Source organism: Curvibacter sp. GW821-FHT09D12, assembly GCF_059416245.1.
Genome location: NZ_JBWKOU010000004.1, coordinates 181,093 through 195,173 on the forward strand (window position 1 = coordinate 181,093; position 14,081 = coordinate 195,173).

A 14,081-nucleotide genomic window follows, 5' to 3' on the forward strand; every position below is an offset into this window, starting at 1 on the left:
CGAAAAAAAGCCCGCTTTGAAGCGGGCTCGGGCTTTGGGGGGGGCTGGGATCAGCTGAAGAAATTCTTCAGTCGGTCGGTCCAGCTGTCGCCGCTGGGGGAGTGCTTGCCGCCCCCCTTCTTCAGCGATTCTTCCAGTTCGCGCAGCAGCTTGCGCTGGTACTCGGTGAGCTTGACCGGCGTTTCGACCGCGATGTGGCAGTACAGGTCGCCAGGGTAGCTGGAGCGCACGCCCTTGATACCCTTGCCACGCAAACGGAACTGCTTGCCCGCCTGGGTGCCTTCAGGGATGTCAATGGCAGCCTTGCCTTGCAGCGTGGGCACTTCGATCTCGCCACCCAGGGCGGCGGTGATGAAGCTGACCGGAACGGAGCAGTGCAGGTCATCTCCGTCGCGCTCGAAGATGTCGTGCTTCTTGAGGCGGATTTCGATGTACAGGTCGCCCGGTGGCCCGCCATTGGTGCCGGGCTCGCCATTGCCGACGCTGCGGATGCGCATGCCATCGTCGATGCCGGCCGGGATTTTCACTTCCAGCGTCTTCTGCTTCTTGATCTTGCCCTGGCCATGGCACGCGGTGCAGGGCTCGGGGATCACCTTGCCGCTGCCGCGGCAGGTGGGGCAGGTCTGTTGCACGCTGAAGAAGCCCTGGCGCATCTGCACGCTGCCCTGACCGTTGCAGGTGCCGCAGGTCTTGGCGCTGGTGCCGGGCTTGGCGCCGGAGCCGTGGCAGGTGTCGCAGGTGTCCCAGCTCGGGATGCGGATCTGCGCATCCTTGCCACGGGCCGCCTCTTCGAGAGTGACCTCCATGGCATAGCTGAGGTCGCTGCCGCGGTAGACCTGGCGCCCGCCCGCACGGCCACCACGCTGCTGGCCGAACATGTCGCCAAAGATGTCACCAAAGGCCTCGGCAAAGCCGCCAAAGCCTTCGGCGCCACCGGGGCCGCGCATGTTCGGGTCCACGCCGGCGTGGCCGTGCTGGTCATAGGCGGCCCGCTTTTGCGGGTCGCTGAGCATTTCATAGGCTTCCTTGGCTTCCTTGAATTTCTCCTCGGCAGCCTTGGCCGCATCGCCCTGATTGCGGTCAGGGTGATGCTTCATCGCCAACTTGCGATAAGCCTTCTTGATTTCTTCATCCGAGGCAGTCTTGCCGACACCCAGGACTTCGTAATAGTCTCGTTTAGCCATTGGTTTTCCGAGCCGTATTCAACACAAACGCCGCGCAGGTCCCAGGCCTGGGTCCGGCGCGGCGGGCGAAGTGGCCGTAGCCGGGGATCAGCCCTTCTTCACTTCCTTGACTTCAGCGTCCACCACGTTGTCGTCAGCGGGCTTGGAGGCAGATTCCGTGCCAGCGGCGCCGGCACCTGCTGCACCGCCGGCGGCGGCCTGCTGGGCAGCTTGCTCGGCTTGCATGTCGGCGTACATCTTCTCGCCCAGCTTCTGGCTGGCGGTCATCAGCGCGTTGCTCTTTTCTTCGATGGCCGCCTTGTCTTCACCCTTCAGGGCCTCTTCCAGGTCCTTGATGGCGGCTTCGATCTTTTCCTTCTCGCCAGCTTCGAGCTTGTCACCGTAGTCGGTCAGGCTCTTCTTCACGCTGTGCACGGTCGCTTCACCCTGGTTGCGGGCTTGCACGATTTCGAGCTTCTTCTTGTCTTCGGCGGCGTTCAGCTCCGCATCCTTCACCATCTTCTGGATTTCCTCTTCGGACAGACCCGAGTTGGCCTTGATGGTGATCTTGTTTTCCTTGCCCGTGCCCTTGTCCTTGGCGCCCACGTGCAGGATGCCGTTGGCATCAATGTCGAACGACACTTCGATCTGGGGCAGGCCGCGCGGTGCGGGCGGGATGCCTTCGAGGTTGAATTCGCCAAGCAGCTTGTTGCCCGAGGCCATTTCGCGTTCGCCCTGGAACACCTTGATGGTCACGGCCGGCTGGTTGTCGTCGGCGGTGGAGAAGGTCTGCGCAAACTTGGTCGGGATGGTGGTGTTCTTGTTGATCATCTTGGTCATGACACCGCCCAGGGTTTCAATGCCCAGGGACAGCGGGGTCACGTCCAGCAGCAGCACGTCCTTGCGGTCGCCCGACAGCACCTGGCCCTGAATGGCAGCACCCACGGCCACGGCTTCGTCGGGGTTCACGTCCTTGCGCGGATCCTTGCCGAAGAACTCTTTCACCTTTTCCTGCACCTTGGGCATGCGGGTCATGCCGCCGACCAGGATCACGTCGTGGATCTCACCCACCGTCACGCCGGCATCCTTGATGGCGGTGCGGCACGGAGCGATGGTGCGCTCGATCAGCTCTTCCACCAACTGCTCCAGCTTGGCGCGGGTCAGCTTGATGTTCAGGTGCTTGGGGCCCGAGGCGTCTGCAGTGATGTAGGGCAGGTTCAGGTCGGTTGCGGCCGATGAGGACAGCTCGATCTTGGCCTTTTCGGCGGCTTCCTTCAGGCGTTGCAGGGCCAGCACGTCCTTGGACAGATCGACGCCTTGTTCCTTCTTGAACTCGGTGATGATGTAGTCGATGATGCGTTGGTCAAAGTCTTCGCCACCCAGGAAGGTGTCGCCGTTGGTGGACAGCACTTCGAACTGCTTTTCGCCATCAACGTCGGCGATTTCGATGATGGACACGTCAAACGTGCCACCACCCAGGTCATACACGGCGATCTTGCGGTCGCCCTTGTCGGTCTTGTCCAGGCCGAATGCCAGCGCGGCGGCGGTGGGCTCGTTGATGATGCGCTTCACTTCCAGGCCGGCGATGCGGCCAGCGTCCTTGGTGGCCTGGCGCTGGGCGTCATTGAAGTAGGCGGGCACCGTGATCACGGCTTCGGTGACTTCTTCGCCGAGGTAGTCTTCGGCGGTCTTTTTCATCTTGCGCAGAATGTCTGCCGACACCTGCTGGGCCGAAAGGCGCTTGCCGCGCACTTCCACCCAGGCGTCGCCGTTGTCGGCGGCCACGATGGAGTAGGGCATCAGGTTGATGTCCTTCTGCACTTCTTTTTCGGTGAACTTGCGGCCAATCAGGCGCTTGATGGCATACAGCGTGTTCTTGGGGTTGGTCACGGCCTGGCGCTTGGCCGAGGCGCCCACCAGCACTTCGCCATCTTCCTGGTAAGCCACGATCGACGGGGTGGTGCGTGCACCCTCCGAGTTCTCGATCACCTTGGTGGTGTTGCCTTCCATGATGGACACGCAGCTGTTGGTGGTGCCCAAGTCAATACCGATGATTTTTCCCATGATTTACTCCTGTATTTCGATTGCACGCCGGGCGATTTGCCGGCGTGTGTTGTTTGGTTCGTCTTGTTGATGAGTTGTGGATAACTTTTGGGGTTTCAAGCCCCGGCGGCTTCCAGAACCAAAAATTTATTTGGGCGCAGCCACCGTCACCAGGGCCGGGCGCAGCACGCGTTCGGCAATCAGGTAGCCTTTTTGCAGCACGCTCACCACCGTGTTGGCTTCTTGGTCGGCGGGCACCATGCTGATGGCCTGGTGCTGGTGCGGATCGAATTTGCTGCCTGCTGCCGGTGCAATGGCCAGCACCTTGTTGCGCTCGAGTGCGGCGGTCAGTTGACGCAAGGTGGCTTCGGCGCCTTCGCGGATCTGTTCGGGCTTGGCATCCTTGATGGCCAAGCCGGCTTCCAGGCTGTCGCACACGGGCAGCAGGCTTTCGGCGAAGCTCTCGATGCCGAACTTGCGGGCCTTGGCGATTTCTTCCTCGGCACGGCGACGGGCGTTTTCGGCCTCGGCCTTGGCGCGCAGGAACTGGTCGGCGAGGTCCGCGCTCTTGGCCTTGAGGGCTGCCAGCTCGGCCTGCGCCTGGGCCAGCGCCTCGACGTCGTTGGCAGCCTGGGCGGCTTCTTGCTCTTCGGGGCTCATCGGGCCGCCTGGCATGGCCTGATTCTGGTGTTCTTGGTTTTCAGACATTCGGATTCGGGTCGATAAGTTGACGAAAAGAGGATGTCGCGGCAGATGGGGCCGCTGTTGAACTTTTCAAGGCGTGGATTGTCCACTGGATTCGTCTCAGCCAAAAAAGCGATGGGCGCTTGTGTTTTGAGAATCAGTGGCGCTATACTCGTGGGCTTTGCCTTGCCGTACTGCTACAGACGCAGCGGACGGCTTCACCCGTAAGGAGTACTCAATGCGTCATTATGAAATCGTTTTGCTGATTCACCCGGATCAGAGCGAACAGGTTCCGGCCATGCTGGAGCGCTACAAGGGCATGATCACCGCCGGCGGCGGCAAGATCCACCGCGTGGAAGACTGGGGCCGTCGTCAACTGGCGTACCTGATCAACAAGCTGGCCAAGGCCCACTATCTGTGCGTCAACATCGAAGCCGATCAGGCTGTGATGGCTGAACTGGAACACGCGTTCAAGTTCAACGATGCCGTGCTGCGTCACCTGACCGTCGTCAAGAAGAAGGCTGATACCGGCCCGTCTTCGATGATGAAGACCGTCGAGCGTGAAGAGGCCCGCAAGGCCCAGCAAGCTGAATTCGCCGCTGCCAACAACTAAGGCCTGCGTCCAGTTCGTTTGACTGATTCAAAGGGGAAGTGAACCACGTCGCTCTGACCGCCGTGATCGTTGAGGCCAAGCCGATGCGATTCACACCTGCCGGTCTGCCCGCCATTGACCTGCGGCTCGAATCCGAGTCGGAGGTCGAAGAAGCTGGGCAGAAGCGCAAGGTGCAGGTGGCCATCAGGGCTGTTGCGCTCGGTAGTAACGCCGAACGGCTTGCCAAGCAGGCCCTCGGCTCGGTCTGGAAATTCTCCGGATTTCTGGCCACACCGCGCAACGTCAAGACCGTCGTTTTTCACATCCAGGAATTCCAGCAAGATTAAATTTCAGGAGGCCAACATGGCCACGTTCAAGAAGTTCAACAAAGATAAGCGCCCGAAGCGCAACACCCAGTCCCTGCTGTTCAAGCGCAAGCGCTTCTGCCGCTTCACCGTCGCTGGCGTCGAAGAAATCGACTACAAGGATGTCGACACCCTGCGTGACTTCATCGCTGAAAACGGCAAGATCATCCCCGCTCGCCTGACCGGCACGCGCGCCATCTATCAGCGTCAGCTGAACACTGCCATCAAGCGCGCCCGCTTCCTGGCTCTGGTGCCTTACAGCGACCAGCACAAGATCTAAGGAGAACAACCATGCAAATCATCCTGCTCGAAAAGGTTGTGAACCTGGGTAACCTCGGCGAAATCGTCAAGGTCAAGGACGGCTACGCCCGCAACTTCCTGATCCCGTCGGGCCGCGCTCGCCGTGCCACCGAAGCTGCCAAGGCTGAGTTCGAAGCCAAGCGCGCTGAGCTGGAAAAGGCCGCAGCCGCCAAGCTGGCCGAAGCCCAAGCCCAAGGCGAAAAGCTGGCTGGTACGACCGTCAAGGTCACCCAGAAGGCTGGCGTTGATGGCCGTCTGTTCGGTTCCGTCACCAACCACGACATCGCTGAAGAACTGATCAAGCAAGGCTACCAAGTGGTCAAGGCTCAGATCCGTCTGCCCAACGGCCCCCTGAAGGTGGTTGGCGACAGCACCATCAGCGTTGCCCTGCACACTGATGTGGTCGTTGAAGTGAATGTTTCCGTGTACGGCGAAACTGCCTGATCACCGAAACCACTGCTTCTGTCAAGCCGCCTTCGGGCGGCTTTTCTTTTGGGGAAGTCGCCAGGGTCGAAGTGCGTTTATCCCCTTGATTTCCCCTCATCATGCACAGCTTATCCCCAGCCCTGGGGCTGACGGAAGGCGTTGAAACGCTTACGATTTAAGGCTGCCAAGGAAACCCATGTCTGCCATTTTTCCGCCTGTCGACTCTGATTTCGAGCCTGATTTCCATCTTCCTGCCGGAATCGAGATGCCGCCGCCACTTGAGTCGGCGCCGGCGCAGCACGCGATCGAGCGCACGGTGGACCGTGAGGTGGCCAAGCTGCGCGTGCCGCCGCATTCGATCGAGGCCGAGTCCAGCGTGCTCGGGGGCTTGCTGTTGGACAACAGTGCCTGGGATCGTGTGGCCGACGTGGTGAGCGAAGGTGACTTCTACCGCTATGAGCACCGTGTCGTATTCGGGGTGCTCAGCTCGCTGATCAACTCAGGCAAGCCTGCCGACGTGATCACGGTCTATGAAAGCCTGCAGAACCTGGGCAAAGCCGAAGAGGTGGGGGGGCTTGGTTACCTGAATTCACTGGCCCAGTATGTGCCCAGTGCCAGCAACATCCGCCGTTATGGCGAGATCGTTCGCGAGCGCTCGATCCTGCGCAAGCTGGTCACGGCCAGTGATGAGATCGCCACCGTGGCGTTCAATCCGCAGGGGCGTGCCGTCGACAAGATTCTGGACGAAGCAGAGCAGAAGATCTTCAAAATTTCGGAAGAAGGTTCGCGCAACAAGCAGGGCTTCCAGTCCATGGATTCACTGGTGGTTGACCTGCTGGACCGCGTCCAGGAGATGGCCGACAACACCAATGACATCACCGGTGTGCCCACGGGCTTCTATGACCTGGATCGCATGACCTCGGGTCTGCAGGCCGGTGACCTGGTGGTGCTGGCGGCCCGTCCCTCGATGGGTAAAACGGCTTTTGCCATCAACATTGCCGAGCACGTGGCCTTGAACGAAGGTCTGCCGGTGGCGGTGTTCTCCATGGAAATGGGGGCCGCTCAGCTGGCGGTGCGTATTGTGGGTTCCATTGGCCGCATCAACCAGGGCAACCTGCGCACCGGCAAGCTCACTGATGATGAGTGGCCGCGTCTGACCGAGGCCATCGAGCGTCTGCGCACGGTGTCGCTGCACATTGACGAGACGCCAGGCCTGTCGCCCAGCGAGCTGCGGGCCAACTCCCGCCGGTTGGCGCGCCAGTGCGGCAAGATGGGCTTGATCGTGGTCGACTACCTGCAGCTCATGAGTGGCTCCGGGTCGGCGGCCAGTGCCGACAACCGTGCCACCGAGCTGGGCGAAATCTCCCGCGGCCTGAAGATGCTGGCCAAGGAGTTGCAGTGCCCGGTGATCGCGCTTTCGCAGCTGAACCGAAGCGTGGAGCAGCGCACCGACAAGCGTCCCATGATGAGTGACTTGCGTGAATCCGGCGCCATCGAGCAGGATGCGGACATCATCATGTTCATCTACCGTGACGATTACTACAACAAGGAAAGCAAGGACCAGAACATGGCCGAGGTCATCATCGGCAAGCAGCGTAACGGCCCGACGGGTACGGTGAAGCTGTATTTCCACAAGTCGCAGACCCGGTTTGAAAGCCTGGCCCGCGGCTCTGCCGACGATTTCTGAGCAGGCCTCCTGTTTCTGCATGATCTCAAGCACATGGGCTTGGCTGAGCCGGCATCCCTTGGGTGTGGTGTTGTGGGCCTTGCTGGGGGGGCTGCTGCTGTTGGTAGCCCTGCTTGTCTGGCGGCACGACGAACTGATGCGGCATCTGCTGCATCCAGAGCGTCGACCCATCAGCGCACAGGCGCAGGCCGATGCCCGGCGCCGCTTGCCGGGGCTCGAATCGGTGGCTTTTCGCAGTGCCGATGGCATCACTCTGCAGGGCTGGTATGTGCCCTCGCGCAATCGCGCGGCGGTGGTGTTGGTGCACGGCGCGGCCGAGAATCGCCTGTGGCTGCTGGACGAAGCTGAGTCGCTGGCCAGGCTGGGGTTTGGTGTGCTGCTGTACGACAACCGGGCCGCTGGCGAAAGTGGCGGTGACCTGCAGACCTGGGGTGATCGTGAGCAAGAGGATGTGATCGGCGCCCTCGATTTTCTGCAGCAACGCCCCGATGTCGATCCTGGCCGGCTGGGTGCGGAGGGTTTCTCCATTGGGGCCTCTACCGTGGCCTTGGCGGCCGCGCGTGATCAGCGGGTGCGAGCCGTCGTCTTGAAGGCGGTTTGGACGGGTTTGTCGGAGGAGCTTTCGCACATGCTGGGCGGCGGTTGGCAGGCACGCTGGGTCTTGCGCGACTTTGCCCGGGCGGGTGTGCGGTTGGAGCAGGTCAATCCTCTGGCCCGGATCGCGAGCCTGGCCCCCAGGCCCGTGATGGTGGTGGTGGGTGACCGTGATCACCACGTGCCCCTGGAGGTGGCCAGGGCCGTGTTCGAGGCTGCGGGCCAGCCCCGCATCTGGCGTGTGATTCCCGATGCCGACCACGTGGATTACGAGCGCCTGGGCGGCGATCCCCTGCGTGCCGAGGTGGGGGCTTTCTTTGCCAAGGGGCTGCTGCCTTGGCCGTGATCCAGTGATTTTGGTGCCTTGAAATGCAAAACGCCCGGGCATGCCGGGCGTTTGACTGGGGTTGGCCGGCCGCTGGCCGGTCCGTTCAACGCTTTGTCAGAGCACTTCGCTCGCAAAATCAGCCAGGCGCGATCGCTCGCCGCGTGCCAGGGTGATGTGCCCGCTGTGTGGCCAGCCCTTGAACTTGTCGACGGCAAAGGTGAGTCCGGACGAGCCTTCGGTCAGGTACGGTGTGTCGATCTGGGCCAGGTTGCCCATGCAGATGATCTTGGTGCCCGGGCCGGCCCGCGTGATCAGTGTTTTCATCTGCTTGGGCGTCAGGTTCTGTGCCTCGTCGATGATCACGTACTTGTTCAGGAAGGTGCGTCCGCGCATGAAGTTCATGCTCTTGATCTTGATGCGGCTGCGGATCAACTCATTGGTGGCGGCGCGGCCCCATTCGCCCGCATTGCCGCCGTCACCCTTGGCCAGAAATTCGAGGTTGTCGTCGAGGGCCCCCATCCAGGGACCCATTTTTTCTTCCTCGGTGCCCGGCAGAAAGCCGATGTCCTCACCCACGCTCACGGTGGCGCGGGTCATGATGATCTCGGTGTACCGGCGGTCATCCAGCACCTGGGTCAGGCCTGCGGCCAGTGCCATCAGGGTCTTGCCGGTACCGGCGGTGCCTGCCAGGGTCACGAAATCGATCTCAGGATCGGTCAGGAGGTTCATCGCGAAGTTCTGTTCGCGGTTGCGCGTCGTCACGCCCCACACGGCGTTCTTGGCGTGGGCAAAGTCCTTCAGGGTCTGCAGCACCGCGGTCTTGCCGCGGATCTCGGTCACTCGGGCATACAGGCTGGGCTCACCCGGGGCTTCGAAAAACACGAACTGGTTGATCAGCAGATTGGGCACGATGGGGCCCGCAATGCGGTAGTAGGTGTGCGAGCCGCTTTGCCAGCTCTCGACCGATTTGCCATTCTTGGCCCAGAAGTCGGCAGGCAATGCCATGGCGCCGGAGTACAGCAGGTCGCCGTCCTCCAGCGTCTTGTCGTTCTGGTAGTCCTCGGCGGTCAGGCCCAGGGCGCGGGCTTTCACGCGCATGTTGATGTCTTTGGACACCAGCACCACTTCGCGTGTGGGTTGGCCCTCCTGGCCTTGTGGGCTGTGCAGGTGGCGCAGCGCCTCCACCACACCCAGGATCTGGTTGTCGGCCTTGCCCTGGGGCAGGCTGGTGGGCAGTGTGTAGTTCAGTGGCCGGGTCTGGAAGAAAAGCTTGCCACCGGCTTCGCGGTGGCCGGTGGTGTCCAGTTTCAAGCCGGCCGTGATGTCGGCTCCTTGGGCGGCGGCCAGCGCATCGAGTGAGCGGCTGGTCTGGCGCGCGTTGCGAGCCACTTCGGTCATGCCCTTTTTGTGGCTGTCGAGTTCTTCCAGCACGATCATCGGCAGGAAGATGTCGTGTTCCTCAAAGCGGAACAGGCACATCGGGTCGTGCATCAGCACATTGGTGTCGAGCACGAAGAGCTTGGTCGGCCCGGTATGCCGCGCCTTGCGGCTGCGTGCTGCGACGGCCGGCGCCTCGGCTGCCACCGGTGTGACGGCGATGGGGGCGGTTGTCGGGGTGCTGGGAGTCGATTTGGTGACGGCGGGGGCTGCTGCTGCCGGGGGGCTCAGAAGGGCCGATACCTGGGTGGAGGCAGTCTTGCGTCGGCTGGGGGTCTTGACCGGCGCGGGGGCGACTGGTGCAGCGGGGATGGCCAGCAGGGCCTCGGGTGCCTCACCCTTGGCCTCGGGGTGGGCTGAATCGGCAGCGCGGCCGCGTGATCCGGCCTTGCGCGCTTTGTCCTCGCCGGGGTTGGCGTAGGCGCTGGTGGGCAGGATGGTGGCTTTCTTCGATGGGGCGGGAGGCAGGGGCATGGAAGGTCAGTCTCCAGAAAAAGCACTGAAAGTGGGAATGCGAGTGCACGGATTGGTGCAGGAAGCAAAAAAGCCGCCAGGAGACCTGAGCGGCTTTTGCGGAGGAGGGTGGCGGTGCGAAACCAGCAACATATGCGAGCCATTATGCATGACTCGACAAACCCTCCCGGGATCGGGCTGAGGGTTCTCAGGCGGCCTTTTTGAGGGCTTTGAGTTCCTTGACCGACTTCAGAACTTCGTCCACGTGACCCGGCACCTTGAGGCCGCGCCATTCTTCTTTGAGAATGCCGTCTTCGCCAATCAGGAAGGTGCTGCGTTCGATGCCCTTGACCTTCTTGCCGTACATGATCTTGTTCTTGACCACGCCGAACATGTGGCACATTTTTTCTTCGGTATCAGCGATCAGCTCGAAGGGCAGTTCCAGCTTGAGCTTGAACTCATCGTGCGATTTCATGTTGTCGCGCGACACACCGAACACGGTGGCGCCGGCCTTCACGAAATCCTTGTATTTGTCGCGGAACTGCATTGCTTCGGTGGTGCAGCCCGGGGTGTTGTCCTTCGGGTAGAAGTACAACACCAGGATCTGGCCCAGGTGGGAAGAGTTCGACACCTTGATCCCACCCGTGGCGTTCGCTTCGAATTCAGGGATGGACTTGTTGACAACGATCGCCATAGAACTTCAATCTCGTGTGACAGGTGTGACCTAAGATGGGCTGGGTCCGGAGGCATTGCACCTCTCTTTTGATTGCCCGCTCCATCCGCAACCCAAGATTTTACCTCTAAATCGGTCGACTCAGGGTTGCGCGGGCTCGTTGCCCTCGATCAACAGTGCTGCCGCCACCTTGCGGCCCTCTTGCGCCAGGATGTTGTAGGTGCGGCAGGCGGCCTGGGTGTCCATGGTTTCCAGCCCGATGCGGCGGGCCATCAGTGCCTTCAGCCAGGCCGCTGGCGGAAAACGGTTGCGTCGGCCACTGCCAAATACGATCAGTTCGCAATCAATGGCGGCCAATTGCTCGAAATGATCTTCGGTCAGGTCTTCGAAACGGCTCACGGGCCAGTTCAGGCGCTGCCCCTGAGCGCTGATGATGAGGCTGCCGGCGTGTTTCTCGCCGTTGATGGCCACCCAGCCCTCGCCGTAAGCGGTGATGGATTGAACGTCGAATTGGTCGGGTTGCAGCTTCATGGGGCACTGTGTTGGGGCGAAGAGGCGCGACTGTGGGGCGCGCTGCAGGCTGCGGTGCAGAACTGTGGTCAAATTATAGGTTTCGCTTCTGACGACTTACCCAGGAGGGGGCTTTCCCGTCACCATGAAAACTGTCCAGAAATCTGCCAAGCTTGCCAACGTCTGCTATGACATCCGCGGTCCCATCATGGACCGAGCGCGTCAAATGGAAGACGAAGGCCAGAAGATCATCAAGCTCAATATTGGCAATCTGGCGGTATTTGGTTTTGACTCGCCCGAGGAAATCCAGCAGGACATGATCCGCAACCTGCCCAATTCGGCAGGCTATTCGGACAGCAAGGGTATTTTTGCCGCTCGCAAGGCGGTGATGCACTACACCCAGCAGCAAGGCATCAAGGGTGTCACGCTTGACGACATCTACCTTGGCAACGGCGCCAGCGAGCTCATCGTGATGGCCACCAATGCCCTGCTCGACAACGGTGACGAGGTGCTGCTGCCTTCGCCCGACTACCCTTTGTGGACGGCGGCGGCCAGCCTGTCGGGCGGCACCCCGGTGCACTACCGCTGTGACGAGGCCAACGGCTGGATGCCTGACCTGGATGACATCCGCAGCAAGATCACCTCGCGCACCAAGGGCATCGTGGTGATCAATCCCAACAACCCGACTGGCGCCCTGTACTCCGACGACCTGCTCAAGGCCATCGTGGTGATTGCCCGCGAGCACGGCCTGGTGATTTTTGCCGATGAGGTCTACGACAAGGTGCTGTACGACGATGTCAAGCACACCGCCATCGGCTCGCTCAGCGAAGATGTGCTGACCCTCACCTTCAATTCGCTGTCCAAGAGCTACCGCAGCTGCGGCTACCGGGCCGGCTGGATGGTGGTGTCGGGCGACAAAAAGCCTGCCAAGGACTACATCGAGGGCCTGAACATGCTCTCGAACATGCGCCTGTGCTCCAACGTGCCCGGCCAGTGGGCCATCCAGACCGCGCTCGGTGGCTACCAGAGCATCAATGACCTGGTCTGCGAAGGGGGCCGGCTGCGCCGCCAGCGCGACCTGGCCTATGAGCTGATCACGGCCATCCCGGGCGTCAGCTGCGTCAAGCCCACGGCGGCGCTGTACATGTTCCCGCGCCTGGACCCGGCGGTCTACCCGATCAAGGACGACCAGCAGTTCTTCCTCGAACTGCTGGAAGAGACCCGGGTGATGCTGGTGCAGGGCACCGGTTTCAACTGGCCGGACACCGACCACTTCCGCATCGTGTTCCTGCCCCATGAGGACGACCTGCGCGAGGCCATCGGCCGCATCGCCCGTTTCCTGGAGCAGTACCGCAAGCGCAGCAGCGTGGTGGTCTGAGCCTTTCTATCTGTCTGTTTCAAAACTTCAAACCGTCTCGCTATGAACCCGATCAAAGTTGGCCTGCTGGGCATTGGCACCGTTGGCAGTGGCACCTTCCACGTGCTGCAACGCAACCAGGAAGAAATCCGCCGCCGTGCGGGCCGTGGCATCGAGATCACCATGGTGGCCGATCTGGACGTCGAGCGAGCGCGCGCCGTGGTGGGTGAGCAGGTGCAGGTCGTCAATGACGCCCGCGCCGTGATTGCCAACCCAGAAATCGACATCGTGATCGAACTCATCGGCGGCTATGGCGTGGCCAAGGCTCTGGTGCTCGAAGCCATTGCCGCCGGCAAGCACGTGGTCACGGCCAACAAGGCCCTGCTGGCCGTGCATGGCACCGAGATTTTCGCTGCGGCTTCGGCCAAGGGCGTGATGGTGGCCTTCGAGGCCGCTGTGGCGGGGGGCATCCCCATCATCAAGGCGCTGCGTGAAGGCCTGACCGCCAACGCCATCCAGTGGATCGCCGGCATCATCAACGGCACCACCAACTTCATCCTGTCCGAAATGCGTGACAAGGGCCTGGACTTTGAAGTGGTGCTCAAGGAGGCCCAGCGCCTGGGCTATGCCGAAGCCGATCCGACCTTCGACATCGAAGGCGTCGATGCGGCCCACAAGGCCACGCTGATGAGCGCCATCGCTTTCGGCATCCCGGTGCAGTTCGACAAGGCCTATGTCGAAGGCATCACCCGCCTCTCGGCCGCCGACATCCGCTACGCCGAGCAACTGGGCTACCGCATCAAGCTGCTGGGCATCACCAAGCGCGCTGCCAACGGCATCGAACTGCGCGTGCACCCCAGCCTGGTGCCGGCCAAGCGTCTGATCGCCAACGTCGAAGGCGCCATGAACGCCGTGATGGTGCAGGGCGATGCCGTGGGCACCACGCTTTACTACGGCAAGGGCGCGGGCTCCGAACCCACCGCCAGTGCCGTGATTGCCGACCTGGTCGACATCACCCGCCTGCACACGGCCGATGCTGCCCAGCGCGTGCCCCATCTGGCCTTCCAGCCCGATGCCATGAGCGACGTGCCGGTGCTGCCCATGAGCGAGGTCGTCACCAGCTACTACCTGCGCCTGCGTGTGTCCGACGAGGCCGGCGTGCTGGCCCGTGTGACCGGCATCCTGGCCACGGCCGGCATCAGCATCGATGCGGTGCTGCAGCGCGAGGCCGACGAGGTCGGCGGCGAGGGCTCGACCCAGACCGATCTGATCATCCTGACCCACGACACCCGCGAAGGCATCATGAATGCCGCGATGGCTGAAATGCAGGGTCTGCCCACCGTGCTGGCCCCCATCACCCGCATCCGCAAGGAAGAGCTGGCCTGAGGGCTCAGCCGCCTGTCGTGTTCGGCCACCCATTGATTCGGGTGGCGATCGCGTCAAAATGGCAGTCTGACCGGTGAGCACCG

14 protein-coding genes are annotated in these 14,081 nt (G+C 61.9%); 8 read left to right on the plus strand and 6 right to left on the minus strand.

From position 1 onward, the window contains the following. Positions 1-50: 50 nt before the first annotated feature. From dnaJ to grpE, 3 genes are all read right to left on the minus strand, one after another. Entirely contained in the window at positions 51-1,184 is a 1,134-nt protein-coding gene (gene dnaJ, locus AC07PT_RS08020; protein ID WP_492346823.1) for a molecular chaperone DnaJ, read from the minus strand. Between the two features lie 87 nt (positions 1,185-1,271). Continuing rightward, positions 1,272-3,227, minus strand: a complete 1,956-nt coding sequence (gene dnaK / locus AC07PT_RS08025) for a molecular chaperone DnaK (protein ID WP_492346824.1) — start codon at positions 3,225-3,227, stop codon at positions 1,272-1,274. Between the two features lie 126 nt (positions 3,228-3,353). Beyond that, positions 3,354-3,914: a nucleotide exchange factor GrpE gene (grpE, locus tag AC07PT_RS08030; protein WP_492346825.1), complete on the minus strand. Its 561-nt coding sequence runs from the start codon at positions 3,912-3,914 to the stop codon at positions 3,354-3,356. 214 nt (positions 3,915-4,128) lie between these two features. On the opposite strand from grpE, the gene rpsF reads away from it, so the two are divergent. The 6 genes from rpsF (at position 4,129) to AC07PT_RS08060 (ending at position 8,200) form a co-directional block, all read left to right on the plus strand. Continuing rightward, entirely contained in the window at positions 4,129-4,503 is a 375-nt protein-coding gene (rpsF, locus tag AC07PT_RS08035; protein ID WP_019574989.1) for a 30S ribosomal protein S6, read from the plus strand. Positions 4,504-4,541: 38 nt separating this feature from the next. Further along, entirely contained in the window at positions 4,542-4,829 is a 288-nt protein-coding gene (gene priB, locus AC07PT_RS08040; RefSeq protein ID WP_019574988.1) for a primosomal replication protein N, read from the plus strand. A gap of 16 nt (positions 4,830-4,845) precedes the next feature. Next, positions 4,846-5,127 (plus strand): 30S ribosomal protein S18, encoded by a 282-nt coding sequence (gene rpsR / locus AC07PT_RS08045; protein ID WP_011794373.1) that lies wholly within the window; start codon positions 4,846-4,848, stop codon positions 5,125-5,127. 11 nt (positions 5,128-5,138) lie between these two features. Further along, a complete protein-coding gene (rplI, locus tag AC07PT_RS08050; RefSeq protein WP_019574987.1) occupies positions 5,139-5,591 on the plus strand; it encodes a 50S ribosomal protein L9 in 453 nt (150 codons plus the stop codon). A gap of 178 nt (positions 5,592-5,769) precedes the next feature. After that, positions 5,770-7,260, plus strand: a complete 1,491-nt coding sequence (dnaB, locus tag AC07PT_RS08055; RefSeq protein WP_494656370.1) for a replicative DNA helicase — start codon at positions 5,770-5,772, stop codon at positions 7,258-7,260. A 19-nt stretch (positions 7,261-7,279) separates the two neighbouring features. Further along, positions 7,280-8,200 (plus strand): alpha/beta hydrolase, encoded by a 921-nt coding sequence (locus AC07PT_RS08060; protein WP_494656371.1) that lies wholly within the window; start codon positions 7,280-7,282, stop codon positions 8,198-8,200. A 96-nt stretch (positions 8,201-8,296) separates the two neighbouring features. Here AC07PT_RS08060 and AC07PT_RS08065 read toward each other — a convergent pair whose 3' ends face one another. The 3 genes from AC07PT_RS08065 to AC07PT_RS08075 form a co-directional block, all read right to left on the minus strand. Next, a complete protein-coding gene (locus AC07PT_RS08065) occupies positions 8,297-10,093 on the minus strand; it encodes a PhoH family protein (RefSeq protein WP_494656372.1) in 1,797 nt (598 codons plus the stop codon). Positions 10,094-10,280: 187 nt separating this feature from the next. Further along, complete coding sequence (locus AC07PT_RS08070; protein ID WP_027475765.1) at positions 10,281-10,766, minus strand: peroxiredoxin; 486 nt, start codon at positions 10,764-10,766, stop codon at positions 10,281-10,283. Between the two features lie 120 nt (positions 10,767-10,886). Continuing rightward, on the minus strand, positions 10,887-11,276 hold the full coding sequence (locus tag AC07PT_RS08075) for an Mth938-like domain-containing protein (RefSeq protein WP_492346829.1): 390 nt from the start codon (positions 11,274-11,276) through the stop codon (positions 10,887-10,889). A 124-nt stretch (positions 11,277-11,400) separates the two neighbouring features. Here AC07PT_RS08075 and AC07PT_RS08080 point away from each other — a divergent pair, with 124 nt between their 5' ends. Both AC07PT_RS08080 and AC07PT_RS08085 read left to right on the plus strand, forming a co-directional pair. Then, on the plus strand, positions 11,401-12,633 hold the full coding sequence (locus AC07PT_RS08080) for a pyridoxal phosphate-dependent aminotransferase (protein ID WP_019574981.1): 1,233 nt from the start codon (positions 11,401-11,403) through the stop codon (positions 12,631-12,633). A 42-nt stretch (positions 12,634-12,675) separates the two neighbouring features. Beyond that, positions 12,676-13,998, plus strand: coding sequence for a homoserine dehydrogenase (locus tag AC07PT_RS08085; RefSeq protein WP_494656373.1), 1,323 nt, complete (start codon positions 12,676-12,678; stop codon positions 13,996-13,998). Positions 13,999-14,081 lie beyond the last annotated feature (83 nt).